Raw genomic sequence first — 15,326 nt, 5'->3', positions numbered from 1 at the left:
AATGGGAAAACCAACAACTATAGTACAGGTTGGTAAAGAATTAGAAATCGTGAAAAGTGATGTTAAAAATAATATAGATAATTTAACTACAAAAATAGAAAAAGTTGATTCAGCTTTAACTGATATAGCAATTTATGCAAAGAATTTTTGGATAGAAGGAATGGCAAATTGGACACTAGCTATACAATTATCCATAAATCACATAAAAGATAACGATGGGAAAGGTACAGTAATATTACCAATAGGAGAATTGCTATGTGCAGATGATACCTCAATATTACTACCTTCCTATGTGGGATTATTAGGCAGAGGGAAAGGAGTTACAACTCTGAAAGTTAGTAATGATTGTAGTGTGCCCGTAATCACAAATGAAGACGCTATTAATGGTAATACTTTTATAACAGTATCTGACTTATCTGTGAATGGTAATATGGAAAAAAATACAGCATATAAACCGAATGGAATATATTGTATTACTTTTAAAAACGTAAATAATAGCAAAATTCAAGATGTTATGGTTTATCATTCTTCTGGTGGCGGTATAGCTGTATGGGGAGACGAAAATAAGTCTTATAAAAATAAAATAGACAAAATAGTTGTTGATACAACAGGTCAAAATGATACTTTAGCTCTTGGAAGCTCGTATACAAATGTTACAAATAGTATATTTATAGGAGCAACAGATACAGGCATTGGTGGTCAGTGGGGAGGTAACAATTTCCATCACGATGTAAATATTGTAGACTGTGCTTTTATCGGAAATGTGTTAGGAGTTGCATTTGGGCCATTGGCAACAAATATAGTAAAAATAACTGGTTGTAATTTTAGCGGTAATTCTCTTAATATGTGGGTAAATGGTTGTGAAGATTGGAAAATTTATAACAATACATTTGGAGATACTACAAAAATTGATACGGGGAATATAAGATTTGAAACTAATACAAATATTGACATTCACGATAATACTTTCAGAGGACAGTCACATAGTATAATTTGGGTTTCAGCTCAAATATTAGCTTACGGTGAGTCAGTATTTGAAGGCAAATCTAATGCTATAAAAGTTCATAATAATACTATATGTGGGAATTTAAATAATTATGGCATTGAAGCAACTTCATATGGAAGCTTTTCTAATAATGTAGACGGAGGAAATCCGTCTACAGCTGATTTAGAAAAAGGTACATTATTTGAAGGACTCGAAATTTACGATAATGACTTTACAAGTTCCTGTTCGATAAAAATTTCTCTAGTAACTCAAGGAAAATGTATAACTAGAGATGTTAAAATCAAAAATAATAGACGATGTATGAGTTACCAAATAGCAGGGGGATATACTGATAGTGCTGATGAAAATAACTCCATAGATAATATTGACACTGATATAGTCTATGGAAAAGAATTTTTAAATCAATATGATGCAATACCATACTGGTGTAGAACTGCATACATCTCTAGTCAATCTAATGTAACTATGGCAAGTAGGTTAATAAAGGATGGTTTTAATGGACAAAGAATGACAATTATAAATAATGGAGTTCCATCAATAACTTTGAATGATGATAGTCTAGCCCCATATTATAGTAATGTAAAATTACGTGCTGGAGTTAAAACATTAATGATGGGTATGTATGATGCAATAGAACTTATATATAGTTCAACAATAGGGTCATGGATTCAAATTTAAACCCATTTAATACTTCATATTATAAAATGAATAATAAACATTTACAAAACGATTGTAATCAATTTCCTCCTATAGCATCATAAGTTTATAGAAAATTATGTATTACATGAAAAAGGACAAATTTGCAATACTTTCATAATTATTATATAATATAACGGTGTTTAAATTTAGGAGGAAACAAATTGAAAAATAAGGAAATGACAATTCTAAAAGCTTTAGGTATTATATTTGTAGTTATCGGTCATAAATATGATCCATTTACGTGGTTTCCAGTATATAGTTTTCACATGGCAGTGTTCTTTTTTGCATCGGGATATTTTTACAAAGAAAAATATGAGGATAATGTTTTAGTTTATATAATTAAAAAAATAAAGAAGACTATCCCAGTATATTTTGCATTCAATTTATTTTATATGATAGTAACTTTTGTACTCTATAAAAAGTATAAAATATTATTAGGAAGTTTACCTAATTTAAGGTCATTTTTTCTCGTACCATTTGAAAACGGACATCAATTTCATTTGTTTTTAGCTTCATGGTTTATGATAGCTTTACTAATTATACAAATAGCTTTTATAATAATATATAAATACATTAAAAAGGTAAATAAAAATATACACATACATTTTATATTTTTCCTTGCAATAGGAATATTAGGAACATATACGGCCAAATATGTTACATTTGCAAATAAACCACTTATACTAATTTTAATAAGGACTTGTGTTGGTTTATTCTTTTATTATCTAGGATTTTATTATAAGCAAAATGAAAATAGAAATATATTTAATTCCGTTGTGGGATTGATTGTGCTTATCATACAAGTTATTTTATTAATGAATTTCAAAGATATAACATATAGTTTAGTATGGGGACTTTTCAATGGATATATAGTTTTACCTTTTGTAGTTGGTATTACTGCAATTTATATATATTTATTTTTATCTAAAGCCTTATCAAAGATTCTTAAAGACAATGATATATTATACAAAATTGGTGAGAACACATTAAGTATTATGATAAACCATTTGTTTGTATTCTTTATAATCAATTATGTAATATTAAAGTTTACTCATGGTGATTTAGGGTTATTGGGAAGTGTGTGGTTTGGTTATAAACTTGAATCTTATTGGTTTATATATGTTATATTAGGAGTATTGGTGCCTGTTTACTTGGCTGTGATTTTCAAAAAATATAAGAATATAGTTGTGAAAAATATAAAATTAAAATGTATCAATAAAAAGTTAATAAATAAATTATCAATTAAGGAAGCCGATTAGGCTTTCTCTTTTTATGTCCAAAAACACAATAAAAACAGTATTTTAAAGTTAAAAATGAGGTGAGAATATGTAATAGTGCAGGATTTAAAGGATATACAGCAAGAAAAAAATATCAATTTTAGGAGGAATAATCAATGGGAAGATTAGGAAGTTCATTTATAGGCTCACCAAATTTGCAAACATCAACTACAAATTTAGAAATAATTCCAAGTGGATTAGCAGCATACAAATTTTCATTTAGAAATGATCAAATTTGTCACATCAAAATTAATAATGGGAATCTAATCTATCTGAGAGCATCACAAGGATTTGAATCAGATGAGGTAGATAAAGAGATTCATTCTTTCGTGATAGTGGAAGCAAATATTATCTTTAACTTTATAGGTGCTATATAGGAGGTGAATTAAATTATGAGTTTATTCGGAAGCTTTTCATCAAAAGGGGCAGATGGTTTGTCTTCTGTTTTCTTTGCTGAGTTTGTAGCGGTAGCAAGTTTGACTACAAATTGCACTCACTTGTTAAGTTTCAATCCAAGTCATGACCAGTTGATAGTAACAGGTAAATATGGAGAGGAGCTAACAAAGGGAAGTCATTACACAGAAAATAGTAATAATGTGTCAATAGATTTGGTCTCATGGAGTCTAGAAAAAGGCAATAGGATTAAATTTATGCTATTAAAAAATATAAAATAAGTATTTTAAAAGATATGTAACAACTAAACAATAATATTAAGGAGGATTAAATTATGAAACCAGAATTAGATCAAAAATTAGACACACTTACCTCGGGCTTGGATAATATGACGACATAACTAATGAACGCATATATATTATGTGTTCACTTTTTTAGAATTAACGTATAATATAATGATATACAAATAACGGGAGGTGTTTTTATGACAAAAGAAAATTTTGAAGAGCAATATTGTAAAAAATCAAATATAACTTTAGAATTTTATCATGTAGATTTTGTAACATTGCATTGTAAGTGTGGAGAAAAAGGTTGCAAAGGGTGGGCTTGTGTTACAAATAAACCTTCTAGCATAAAAGCGCATAAAGATTTATATATGTAAATTGAAGGAATTTCACCTTTTATATAGAATAATGTTATAAAAGAGGTGGTTTTCATGAGATTAAGAGGTATAAATGGTAAAAGCTACGGTGGGGAAATTCAATATTACAATTTATTTGTCTAGTATGATATTGGATAATAATCTAAAGTAAATACAAAATTAAATAACACATCACGAAAAGAACTTTTCTTAGTTCTTTTTATTTTACCCATTTATAAATCAATATAAACGGGTAAGTTTAGAATTTAAAAAACATAAAAAATAGAGGAGTGACTAATATGAAATTATTAGGTAAAATGTATGCTAAAGGAAATGTTGGGATTATAAAAGAAATCGGAATTAATGAATACTTATTTGAGGGATTTATAGGTAGCAGTACAAAATTCATAGAACAATGGTATTCTGATGATTGCTCATTCGACTATTTTGAAACAACTATAGAAAGAGATGGATATTTTGTTACAAATGCTTCTGAGCTAATTGAAAATAAAATAATTTTTCTAAATAGGACAGGCCTTCAGAAAAGAGTTGGGGCAGAGTGGATTAATATTACAGAATCTCCAGACGCTCCAATTATAGTTCATAATAACATTACAGAAATAGTTAATGCAAGGAATTCTACTGCACTATTAATAGCTTACCCAAGTGTAGATGCTAGACTAGAAAATTTTGAGACCTTAGTTTCAAATAAAAAGACATTAGAAAATACAGCAACTGCAACTGTTAACAATGCTACAAATATTATAATCGGAATTAAAGGATATGACAAAGCAAAGGATTTCTTAGAAGTAACAAGCTTAAGGTATGGGAATCTGTTAAGAACTGGTAGTCATTATGATATAAGCTCAGACAGTAAAAGTATTAATTTAATTGGTTGGTCATTAGACTTAGGTCAAAAATTATACTTTAAAATATCTAAAAATGGTAAATAGGAAGGAGAAATTATGAAAATAATAAATAAATATTTATTTACAAATTTTACTAAATATACGGGAGGTAAAAATTTATGTTACCAGAATTAGATGAAAAATTAAGTTCTATTGATGCGCAATTGGCTGATATTCCGCAACAATATGAAGCATTAGCACAATCGAGTAGACCACCAAAACAAGGCATTATGACAAGTTCCAACAAAATAATTTATAAAAAATCAGATACAGAATATAACATAGTGCAAGTTGCTAATAAACAATGTGTATTATATGTATTAAAAAAAGGTGATGGTGGTGGTAATGTTGGAGACACAGGCGGTATATGGGACTTAACGCGAATACAACAAGTGACAAAGGTGGCCGATGCTTTTGTTTATTGGTGGGATGCACCTATTAGTGGAAATTTAACTCAAGTAGTTGCGCCTGGGATAATGGGTGCTTATGATTCGTCTTTTGCAAATACCACAAATGCAAATACCTCTAGAATTTTTGGTAGTCAAGGTCAAAACGGACTAGCGTTATGGAATATTGCTCCTGCTGATTCTGCAAGTTGGAACATGACATCAAGGGCAAAGAAAAAAATAACATTAGCTTTGGTAGTTGACCAATATTCAACTAATGCGTTAGATATATCATTAAATGATATATTAACCAAAACTATTGACCTTACTGAATTAAATTCGAATCTAGCTGGTGGTGAATATATTTTTATAGACATTCCAATTCCATTTTGTAAATCTGCTAAAACATATAAAGTAACTTTAAAAAATAGTGGTACAGGAAAATTAAGACCTATATGTTTCAATTTTTCGCTTTTAAAAGACTATGATGAATCACAAGCGGTAAACAATTTTAAAGTATTTCCTACCTCTGAAGATTTTATAAATGGTTCAGGCGCAAATGATTATGCTTTTCATGATATGGACACAGATAAGTGGATAGGTAGTTATCATGGTGGCGAAACTGTTTCGAATGCAATATGTACCTTCAATGACAATCTAGGCATGTCATATGTTTATAATGATAGTTCTATAGATATGTCAAGTATAGGTATTGGGGCGTTTTGGTTAACCAAAGAGTTCCAAATTACTCAAGTATCAACTTTATTAGCAAAGGCAAATATGTGTTCAACTTTTGATTTTTCAATTGATGGAACTGTAGAAATGCGATTTAGTATTACAAATAATACAATTAAAACAGATTATTTTTATACTGCATTGACGTGTGTGCAACCAAGTTTCGATTATTTAAGTTATCCAACATTTACAACTGTAGCAGATAAACTAGATGGTGGAGGGATTATGAATTTAAACGGTGTCGTAGATGGCATGGTTGCACAATATAATTCAGTTAAAAAACTTGAAGTTATAAGCAGATTTACACAGTTTAGCAATGGATATAATCGTTTTCCTAATCAAATATGGTCAACTGATAATTATAAAAAACATTATTATGGAATAGTTAGAGGATATGCATTGGGAACGGTTATTCCTAGCTTAACGTGGTCAAAAGGACTAGATTTTATAATTAAGTAACTTACGTAGTTGGTCTAACAATAACTAACTTTAAATGTTGTAATAAATACATGGATACAATTAGTATTGGTAGCGACTATTCCACCTTAACGGCTGACCCTGATTTAACTTACCGCCCAATGTCCTTCTATACCACACTAAAAGATAATATCACCACTAATTTTAATACAATAACTGTTAGCGTGGAGTACGTATACAATGCAGACAAAACTGTTAATGATTTTGTGTTGGCTACATGGTCGACTAATAAACTTGTGCTGACTTGCAAAAATGTTAAACAAGCGTTCAACAGAAGTATGCTGGCATTGGCATTATGCCATGTACACCTTTAATGATTGATAATACAACATATTTTTATTCTGTTGAAACATCTAAGTATGTTTCAACAGAATCTCCGAAAATTAAGTGTTACGTGCAAATAAAAACAATAATGTAAATCATAATCGCTATATAATAAAAAAAGGAGGAATTAATTATGAGTATAACAAAAATAATAGGTCAGGTGCAAAAAATTGATTCGCAATTGTCTGAAACGGCGAAACAAATAGCAGATATTACGCAACGAAAATTTAAACCACGATTAGGGATATCTCCATTTATTCTAGTAGGAAGTGATACAGATGGTAATTATACAACTGGACAAATAGATAGCTCATTAAACATTTATAAAGATTTGGGATTTGATTCTATGCCTGTAGTCGTTCATCAAGTTTACAATTCAACTACTAATACATGGAGCTTAGGCGAAAGTTTGTCTAAAATACAATACTTAATTGAAAAAGCTCAAAGTTTGGGGCTTAGAGTAAGTTGCATAAAATATCATACTAAAAATGCAGAAGATGGTTGGCTTACGCTTGATAAAGCGAAATGGGCAACAGCTCACACATCAGATATAACTTTGTTGTCAGACACGTTTCAGACTTATGGAATAAAATATTTTACTATTATAAATGAATCACCTAAAATTTGTGGAGATGCAGGATACGAAAGTTATATATTAAATATGTTTACAACTCTAAAAAGTAAAGGGTATAAAGTTGGAGTTAGTTGTTCTGATTTTAACGCAGTTGATAATTTACCAAGTAGTATAAAAAGTGCAAGTGATTGTTTATTTGTAAATTTATATCCACCAATATCTAACAAGGGCGTTAATACAACTTTTGAGGACGGCTATTATGGTTGGGTAGCAAATATAACGTTAGGTTGGATAAAATACTTCAAAACTCAATACCCTAACCAATCTATAATAATAAGTGAAGCAGGAACACAGGATTATTGGGAAGCTTTACTACAACCTTCTAATTATACATGGGATACTATGACGATTTCAAATGGTATGGCACAGTCTATATTCTTATATGGATTATTTGAATATCTAAAGGATAGTGGGATTGAAGAAGTGTGGGTGTGGTATTCGGTAAATTTCCCACCAGTAAAAAAACTTATATCGGAATATATAAAGGGAGTGTATATAAATGAATAATGTATTATTACAAAATGATTTGGTTACACGTAATTGGAGTGCATCATACACAGGGTATGCACCTATTTTTAGATTAAAAACAACAAGTTATATTTATAATCAATATACACACGCTAGTTGTACATTTAAAATATACCATTATGATGAAACACAAGTGTTTATTAAAGAATATTATGTATCAGCAAATAGAAATGGCGGAGTAGATTTAGTAATTTTTAAGGATTTAACACCCGAAAATTTAGATTTAGATTGCGTTGCAGAGTTAAAGGATGAATACCTAACGATATACGTAAAAGGTAAAATAGCAGGTAAATCTATTTTTGTACAATTTACAAGAGCGGACAATAAGGGATTTATAGAAGAATTGCCATTTTCTAAGTTTAGTTATAGTGATTTCACTACTATAACATACCCTGTTAAAGACGTATTGGTTAACAGAAATGTTAGTACTTTAAGTAAAAATACAATTAAAGTTGATGGAACTGTTAAAGGATATAGTCAAATAGCTACGGTTACAGTTAGTGCTGTATCCCAAGGTGTTACTCTATCGCTCTTAATAGCAGGGATGAGTAACGGTAACCCAGGTAGTAAAATTGGATTGGCAGTAATAAAGATTTTTAAATTAGATGCATCGACCGTAGTAACCAAATTTTCATCCACGATAGCATATGATAGCGATAGCTCTTTTGGAAGTTATAGTTTAGTATCGGTTCAAACAGATGTTAATACAGTTAATATATATTTAGTTCATACTATTTCTAGCTTTGACTCGTATATTATTAGTCCGACCGTATACGACATGCAAAGTAGTAGTGCTATTATAAAAATGATTCCAGTTCCAACAACAATTGACGTGTTGCCAAGTGGTAATCAAAGCTTATTAAAAAATTATATAGAAAAAGGGACATTAACATTTTCTAACAGTTGGGTTGCAACTCCTGACAATATAAATGAATATGTTAGAGAAGGGAATAAAGTAACTTTAACCGTAAATTGCAATGGCGGAACAATAGCAGGAGGGTCAACATTACTAGTACTACCATATCCACCAAAAAATACTTCCATATTCACTGTTCACGTAAATGATGGTACTACGAACAGTGTTGGAGTAATGACAATGTATAGCTCTGGAAACGTGAAAATCATTGAAGTAACAGGAAATACTAGACTGGCTTTCCAATATGTTTATTATATCTAGTCTTGCAATATTGGAAGAGAAATTGTACATGTATCTTGTTACAAGACGGCTAGATGGATTAGCTGAAGTAACTTTAAAAGGATATCAAAGGGAAATAATGAAGTTTTCACAAACAATTTACAAACCAATGAATATGATTAATACATTTGATTGCAGAAGATATTTATCAACATTCTTTGGTAAAGTTAAAAAGAACACATATGCCACTAAGGTCACAACATTAAAAACTTTTTTCAGTTGGTTGACTAATCAAGAAATGATAGAAAAAGATCCAATGAAATCAATCCCCACACCACCTCAAGATAATAATGTAAGAGAAGCCTTGACTCAAGAAGAACTAGAGAAAATGAGGAATGTTTGCACAAAAATAGTACCAAAATTAATAACATCTAAGTCAGCAAGTTTATTAGAGTTCTTTTATTCCACTGGATGCAGATTGAGTGAAGTTTATTCTGTAAATATAAGTGACATAAACTGGAACGAAAGAAGTTTGTTTGTAATAGGGAAAGGTTCAAAAAAACGTAAGGTTTATTTCTCTGTTAGATGTAAAGTCTTATTGCAAAAATATTTAAAAGATAGAACAGACAATGAAGATGCTCTATTTGTTACAAGCAAATTCCCAATAAATAGATTAGGTAAAAGATCGGTAGAGAATGCAATTGGGAATATAGGTACAGTTAGTAAAATTGGGAGACAAGTATATCCACATATCTTAAGGCATAGCTATGCCTGTGAATTTATTAATCGAGGAGGGAATTTGGCTTCTTTACAAAAATTAATGGGGCATTCTTCGATGGAGACTACTTTAATTTATGCCAAAATGTGTGATAGCAGAGTAAAACAAGAATATGGCAAAATGATTTAAATAGAATTATACAATCAAACAATAATGTGTATTCTTTTAAAATAACTCTTTTAAATGTTAAAAAACAAGTAAGAGATAGGTTAATTCCTGTCTCTTTTTATTATGTAAAAAAATAAACAATACTGTAAAAGGACGTGATTTGTATATGGCAAAGAAATTAAAGAACATGACAGAAGAAGTGTATGAATTATGCAATGAGTACAATAAGCAAATAATTGAAGAATTTATAGATAGTAGTGACGAATTGTCTCCACAAACTAAACCACAATATCGTTCATCACTTCGTATCTGGATAAATTACATTAGAGAATATTGCAACAATAAACCACTTTATGAGATTCAAAGTATGGATTATAAAAAATTTCAAAGTTGGCTGTTCAATAATGGTTTAGGTGAAAGCGCTATTAGATTCAAGAGAGCTGCTGTAAGTACATTGAATAATTATATAATGCTTTATTACCAAACTCAGTATCCTACTTTTAGAAATTTTGTTAATAAAGGAATTAAAGTTCCAAGTCTTGGAGAAGTAAATGTTAAAAAACCTTTAACTCCAGTAGAATATACAAATCTATGTGACAAACTAGAAGAATTAGAAGAATGGGAAAAGTTAGCTTATCTAAAATTCACATATTCAACAGCATGTCGTAGGACAGAAAGTTCTTTACTCCTAAAAGAAGTAATAACTTATTCTCCTAAAATATCGAAAGTTAAAGTGAAAGATGATCAAGGAAACGAAACAGCAATAGAAGTGTGCTCATACAGAACCCATGATATCCGTTGCAAAGGCAAAAGTTCGCTTGGTAAAATAAGAAAATTGCAGTTTTCAGAAGAAGCTATGGAAGCTTTGAAGAAATGGATAGAAGTTCGTGGAGAAGATGATTGCCCTTATATGTTTATAACAGGAAGCGAAGGGAGTATTCATGGAAGACCTCCACAGAATTTTAATTATTGGTGCAATACTTTGTTCACTTCAATTGTAGGTCGAAGAGTACATCCACATTTATTTAGAGAATCCCGGGCTACAAATTTAGTGCTACATTCAGGAAAAACTTTAGAAACTGCTCAAAAATTATTGGGTCATCAGAGCGTAGAAACCACAAAAATTTATGTAATTCGTGAAGATACTGACGACGCAGATGAGGCATTTACAGATTAACTAGAATCTAAGGAAAGAAGTGGAATCCAATGTTTAAAAACGAGAGGAGAAATTTATAATGGCAGAAGAAAAATGCATAAACGCCCTTCATGAATATCAATTTAAAGAACTGTTAGAAGCAAAAGAAGATCACGATAAAAGAATAAAATTACTTGAGGAACACAAAACGCAAATTACACTTGAGTTCTCTAATTTAAAGCATAATCAAGCTGAACAAAAAGCTTTAACTTTAGAATTAGATAGAGCTTCAAGAGATAAGAATGAGAAATTGTTTGATAAAGTATTCACGTCTCAAGATGCAGTATTAACTAGGGTTTTAGAAGCTATGTCTAATAATAATAAAAACAAAACAGAAGTAACAAAAGGGAAGCTTGCGCTATATAGTTCAGTAATTTTAGGATTATTCGCATTGATTACAGTTATTCTTGAGAAGTTTGTATTTTAATAATAGATTAAAAGAATTGAGGTGTGAGGTTGCAAATGAATAATTTTAAAAAAGAGATAATCCATTATAAATGCCACCGATGAAAGTTGCAAATGTAATTTCATATCTCAATATTTTTTATATTAACATTAAAAATATTGCTTGTCAAATAAAAAAAATAATAAACATAAAAGGAGAGATTATTAATGAGTAAAATGATAATAGGTGTTAGAGGTGGACATTCACCAAATTGTACTGGTGCTTGTGGTTATTTAAATGAACAAGCAGAGGTTAGGAAAATTTCTTATAAGTTAATGGAAAAACTAAAACAAAGAGGATATACCGTTATAGATTGTAATAGTAATAGCGGGTCAGTGAATGGTGAATTAAGTGAAGGAACAGACAAGGCAAACGCTAATAATTGTCAACTATATATTCCCTTACACATGAATGCGTCGGAGACTAGTCAACCTCATGGTGTAGAATGCTGGTGTTATGGTTCTAATAGTAAGATGGCAATAGAAATAGGCAACAATATAAACAAAAACTTATCTTCTTTAGGATTATCCAACAGAGGTGTGAAATTTAGTACAGGGTTTCATGATACAAGAGCAATAAAAGGACAAACTTGCCTAGCAGAAATTTTATTTTGTGATAACAAATCAGATTCAGATATATACAATAAAGTAGGAATAGACAGAATAGCAGAAATTTTAGCACAAAGCATTGATGGTAATGTAATAGATAATTCTACGCCTCAACCTCCTGTAGATAAACCTTCTACTTACACTTCCGTTAAAAATGGCGTTGTTACGGCTTCCGTTTTAAACATTAGAGAACACGCTACCACAAATTCTTCTATTGTAGGAACTCTTAAAAATGGCGATAAAGTTAGAGTTGCTGGTAAGGTTGGTAATTTTTATAGTATATTTTTTGGAGAACATGGAGCATGGGTTGGTTGTGATTATATAAAAGACGCAACGGGCACAATAACTCCTTCTGTAGTAAATCCTTCAGTTCCAAAAACAGGAATAGTTACTGCAAGCGTTTTAAATGTGAGGTCAGGTGCGGGAACAAACTACAGTATTATCGGTAGCTATAATAAAGGGGATACAGTTCAAATAGCTAGAAAGGTTGGAAACTTCTATGAAACTTATTATGGGAATCATGGTGGCTGGGTTTCTGTAGATTATATAAAATAAATATAAGTATACAAGTAATAATAAAATACTAGGAGGAATTAATAATGAAAGAACAATTAATCGGTCAATTTGTAAATTTTGCATTAGGAGCACTAGGCTTGGTGTCAGCATTTGTATTAGCTAAGGTTGGGCAATATTTGGAGGAAAAGAAAAAGAAAACTGTTGCAGAAAAAGGTATCTCAAATTATAATCGTGGACTTACGATAGCTCAAGGTCTGTTTTTAGTATTAGAACAAGAATTTAAAGAAATTTCTAAATCTGGATTAGAAAAGAAGGCTGAAATGGACAGTAGATTATTACAATTAATTCCAGAACTTAGTGTTACAGAATTAGATGCAATTAATAAACAGATATGTGATGACTTTAAAAAGAATGTCATAGAAGTTATAGCAACTCCAGCTACAATAGCAGTAGAAGCTCCTGTGGAGTCTGTATAGGCAGTATAGCAATAAGGACAAGCAAATATACCTATGAAAAATAGATGTGTTTAACATCATATAAAAGATGAATTTTAAAAGAAGTTTAAGGAGTCATATTAATTTATGGTTCCTTTTTACTATGTAAAAAAATAAGGATATATAATATTGTAGATTAATTTCTACTTTACTATGTATCCTTATTTTTTTCGCTAATTTTAATATGATTGCTAGTTTATATCATATAACTTTATTTATATTATGTACCTTTTTAGGGTAAATTATACATCTATAAATACAATTTTGTCTCTCCCCTTCCAATATTTATTGTAAAACTCTTCGACCTAAAATTATTAAATTGAGAGGAGAGAATGATCCCAAGTAGAAATACTTCCATCTTTATAAAATATAGAAATTAATTCTTCACTTACTTCTATCCTGGATATATGTTGTTTGATAATCTCGTCTGATATAATATCTGTATACAGATGCAATTTTATTATATGTAATATATCAGATTGATGGACAACGACTCTCTGGCAATACGAGGATCCGTAATTTTTATATCCTCCGCACACATAGTTATATGCTTTCCCCTCTTGTTTTCCATTAAATTTCTTTCCACATGATTTACATATTATTAGTCCTTTAAATAAATTCATTATCATGTCACCTACTTCTAAATAATCATTGCCAAGCATATACCTTAACTATATTATTAACATAACCAATGAATTTGTCAAACCCTATATATTAATATATATGTCGACATTAAAGGTTTTAGTTCTAGCAACCCCATAACGAACATATGGTATATCTAGGTCTGTGTGTGACCATTTATATCGAGTAGTGGGCCTGATAGTTTACTCAAATATCTTCTTCTTTCATAATCACTACAGCTACATCGCTTCTCATAAGATCCATAATATCCACAAGGACATGGATTTAAAGCACTTACAAACATAAAGTTTGATGGATATTCTACGGTTCCATTTATTCTTGAAATATTAATTTTTCTATCCTCTAAAGGCTGTCTTAGTATTTCTATTACATTTTTTTTAAATTCTAATATTTCATCTAAAAACAATACTCCTTTGTGTGCTAAAGAGATTTCTCCAGGTATTAACTTATTTCCACCACCAACCAAAGCAATTCGTGATATAGTATGATGCGGACTCCTAAACGGTCTTTGCAGAATAATCCCTCCATTATCACCAAGATTTCCAGAAACACTATAAATTTTAGTAACCTCAAGTGATTCCTCTTGACTTAAAGATGGTAGTATAGTAGGAATTCTCTTAGCCATCATGGATTTACCTGAACCAGGTGGACCATACATAAGTAAATTATGATTTCCTGCAGCAGCTACTTCAATAGCACGTTTTGAGCTTTCTTGTCCCATAACGTCTTCATAATCTAACTCTTCATTTATTAATATTTCTAAATCATTGCACTTCTTATAAGGCAACAAGTCCTTATAAGTTAAAAAACTCACTACTTGATTTAAATTATCTAAAGGAAATATCTTTGCAGATTTAACAAGACTACATTCTTTTGCGTTGTTACTAGGAACAATAAATTTTTCAATTCCGTTTTCTATTCCTTCCATAACCACAGGTAATGAGCCTCTTACTTTCCTTAACTTTCCAGACAAAGATAATTCTCCGATAAAAAGGTAATCGTTAATATCATTAACAATAATTTGTTTAGTTGCCAGAAGTATCCCTATAGCTATAGGCAAATCAAATAGAGAACCTTCTTTTTTCAAATCTGCTGGTGCTAAATTTATAGTTATTCTATTTACTGGAAAATCAAACCCTGAGTTTAGTATTGCAGAACGTACTCGCTCTTTTGATTCTTTAACTGCAATATCTGCAAGTCCAACAATGTTTAAAGCAGGTAACCCTCGAGTGATATCAATTTCAACAGTAACTATAACCCCTTTAATTCCTGTAAAAGCAGCAGACATAATTTGTATTGCCATATTATCACCTTAACCTTTATTATTCCTTCTATTTCATAATTATTGACAAAATAATTTTCTGTAAACTCATTATTCATATAATTTAGTTCATTAAA

The 15,326-nt window shown here is 30.3% G+C and carries 15 protein-coding genes and 1 pseudogene; 14 read left to right on the top strand and 2 right to left on the bottom strand.

Annotated features, from left to right (window positions below; all coding sequences use genetic code 11):
* Position 1: 1 nt before the first annotated feature.
* The 14 genes from ACWJKP_RS08650 to ACWJKP_RS08585 all read left to right on the top strand — a co-directional run bounded on the left by ACWJKP_RS08650 (position 2) and on the right by ACWJKP_RS08585 (position 13,268).
* Positions 2–1,684 carry a hypothetical protein gene (locus ACWJKP_RS08650; RefSeq protein WP_462961503.1) on the top strand — a complete coding sequence of 561 codons (1,683 nt, stop codon included), beginning with the start codon at positions 2–4 and terminating at the stop codon, positions 1,682–1,684.
* Positions 1,685–1,866: 182 nt separating this feature from the next.
* Complete coding sequence (locus tag ACWJKP_RS08645; protein WP_462961502.1) at positions 1,867–2,964, top strand: acyltransferase family protein; 1,098 nt, start codon at positions 1,867–1,869, stop codon at positions 2,962–2,964.
* A 134-nt stretch (positions 2,965–3,098) separates the two neighbouring features.
* Positions 3,099–3,359 carry a hypothetical protein gene (locus ACWJKP_RS08640; protein WP_462961501.1) on the top strand — a complete coding sequence of 87 codons (261 nt, stop codon included), beginning with the start codon at positions 3,099–3,101 and terminating at the stop codon, positions 3,357–3,359.
* A gap of 15 nt (positions 3,360–3,374) precedes the next feature.
* Complete coding sequence (locus ACWJKP_RS08635) at positions 3,375–3,656, top strand: hypothetical protein (RefSeq protein WP_462961500.1); 282 nt, start codon at positions 3,375–3,377, stop codon at positions 3,654–3,656.
* 203 nt (positions 3,657–3,859) lie between these two features.
* Positions 3,860–4,036: a hypothetical protein gene (locus ACWJKP_RS08630; protein ID WP_462961499.1), complete on the top strand. Its 177-nt coding sequence runs from the start codon at positions 3,860–3,862 to the stop codon at positions 4,034–4,036.
* A 278-nt stretch (positions 4,037–4,314) separates the two neighbouring features.
* A complete protein-coding gene (locus tag ACWJKP_RS08625; protein WP_462961498.1) occupies positions 4,315–4,968 on the top strand; it encodes a hypothetical protein in 654 nt (217 codons plus the stop codon).
* Between the two features lie 74 nt (positions 4,969–5,042).
* Positions 5,043–6,503: a hypothetical protein gene (locus ACWJKP_RS08620; protein ID WP_462961497.1), complete on the top strand. Its 1,461-nt coding sequence runs from the start codon at positions 5,043–5,045 to the stop codon at positions 6,501–6,503.
* Positions 6,504–6,978: 475 nt separating this feature from the next.
* Complete coding sequence (locus ACWJKP_RS08615) at positions 6,979–7,986, top strand: hypothetical protein (RefSeq protein WP_462961496.1); 1,008 nt, start codon at positions 6,979–6,981, stop codon at positions 7,984–7,986.
* Entirely contained in the window at positions 7,979–9,184 is a 1,206-nt protein-coding gene (locus tag ACWJKP_RS08610; protein WP_462961495.1) for a hypothetical protein, read from the top strand. The genes ACWJKP_RS08615 and ACWJKP_RS08610 overlap by 8 nt, the downstream gene beginning before the upstream one ends.
* A complete protein-coding gene (locus tag ACWJKP_RS08605; protein ID WP_462961494.1) occupies positions 9,168–10,049 on the top strand; it encodes a tyrosine-type recombinase/integrase in 882 nt (293 codons plus the stop codon). Before ACWJKP_RS08610 ends, ACWJKP_RS08605 begins: the two co-directional genes overlap by 17 nt.
* A gap of 145 nt (positions 10,050–10,194) precedes the next feature.
* On the top strand, positions 10,195–11,205 hold the full coding sequence (locus tag ACWJKP_RS08600) for a tyrosine-type recombinase/integrase (protein WP_462961493.1): 1,011 nt from the start codon (positions 10,195–10,197) through the stop codon (positions 11,203–11,205).
* Between the two features lie 58 nt (positions 11,206–11,263).
* Positions 11,264–11,650, top strand: a complete 387-nt coding sequence (locus ACWJKP_RS08595) for a hypothetical protein (RefSeq protein WP_462961492.1) — start codon at positions 11,264–11,266, stop codon at positions 11,648–11,650.
* A 185-nt stretch (positions 11,651–11,835) separates the two neighbouring features.
* Positions 11,836–12,831, top strand: a complete 996-nt coding sequence (locus ACWJKP_RS08590) for an SH3 domain-containing protein (protein ID WP_462961491.1) — start codon at positions 11,836–11,838, stop codon at positions 12,829–12,831.
* A 44-nt stretch (positions 12,832–12,875) separates the two neighbouring features.
* The gene (locus tag ACWJKP_RS08585) at positions 12,876–13,268 is read left to right on the top strand and encodes a hypothetical protein (RefSeq protein ID WP_462961490.1); all 393 of its coding nucleotides are present in this window, start codon (positions 12,876–12,878) and stop codon (positions 13,266–13,268) included.
* Between the two features lie 332 nt (positions 13,269–13,600).
* Here the strand turns inward: ACWJKP_RS08585 and ACWJKP_RS08580 are convergent, their stop codons facing one another.
* Positions 13,601–13,948 carry a recombinase zinc ribbon domain-containing protein gene (locus ACWJKP_RS08580; RefSeq protein WP_462961489.1) on the bottom strand — a complete coding sequence of 116 codons (348 nt, stop codon included), beginning with the start codon at positions 13,946–13,948 and terminating at the stop codon, positions 13,601–13,603.
* Positions 13,949–14,088: 140 nt separating this feature from the next.
* Positions 14,089–15,231, bottom strand: a pseudogene (locus ACWJKP_RS08575) (YifB family Mg chelatase-like AAA ATPase); the annotation flags it as partial.
* Positions 15,232–15,326 lie beyond the last annotated feature (95 nt).

It is taken from the genome of Clostridium sp. CM037 (genome assembly GCF_055081095.1).
The sequence above is the reverse complement of the archived record's forward strand: the minus strand, read 5'-3'. Positions and strand labels throughout refer to the sequence as shown.

Coding starts and splice junctions, on each gene's coding strand:
- ACWJKP_RS08625 (WP_462961498.1), top strand. CDS start 4,315: ATGAAATTATTAGGTAAAATGTATGCTAAAGGAAATGTTGGGATTATA.
- ACWJKP_RS08640 (WP_462961501.1), top strand. CDS start 3,099: ATGGGAAGATTAGGAAGTTCATTTATAGGCTCACCAAATTTGCAAACA.
- ACWJKP_RS08580 (WP_462961489.1), bottom strand. CDS start 13,948: ATGCTTGGCAATGATTATTTAGAAGTAGGTGACATGATAATGAATTTA.
- ACWJKP_RS08620 (WP_462961497.1), top strand. CDS start 5,043: ATGTTACCAGAATTAGATGAAAAATTAAGTTCTATTGATGCGCAATTG.
- ACWJKP_RS08600 (WP_462961493.1), top strand. CDS start 10,195: ATGGCAAAGAAATTAAAGAACATGACAGAAGAAGTGTATGAATTATGC.
- ACWJKP_RS08595 (WP_462961492.1), top strand. CDS start 11,264: ATGGCAGAAGAAAAATGCATAAACGCCCTTCATGAATATCAATTTAAA.
- ACWJKP_RS08610 (WP_462961495.1), top strand. CDS start 7,979: ATGAATAATGTATTATTACAAAATGATTTGGTTACACGTAATTGGAGT.
- ACWJKP_RS08590 (WP_462961491.1), top strand. CDS start 11,836: ATGAGTAAAATGATAATAGGTGTTAGAGGTGGACATTCACCAAATTGT.
- ACWJKP_RS08635 (WP_462961500.1), top strand. CDS start 3,375: ATGAGTTTATTCGGAAGCTTTTCATCAAAAGGGGCAGATGGTTTGTCT.
- ACWJKP_RS08650 (WP_462961503.1), top strand. CDS start 2: ATGGGAAAACCAACAACTATAGTACAGGTTGGTAAAGAATTAGAAATC.
- ACWJKP_RS08630 (WP_462961499.1), top strand. CDS start 3,860: ATGACAAAAGAAAATTTTGAAGAGCAATATTGTAAAAAATCAAATATA.
- ACWJKP_RS08585 (WP_462961490.1), top strand. CDS start 12,876: ATGAAAGAACAATTAATCGGTCAATTTGTAAATTTTGCATTAGGAGCA.
- ACWJKP_RS08605 (WP_462961494.1), top strand. CDS start 9,168: ATGTTTATTATATCTAGTCTTGCAATATTGGAAGAGAAATTGTACATG.
- ACWJKP_RS08615 (WP_462961496.1), top strand. CDS start 6,979: ATGAGTATAACAAAAATAATAGGTCAGGTGCAAAAAATTGATTCGCAA.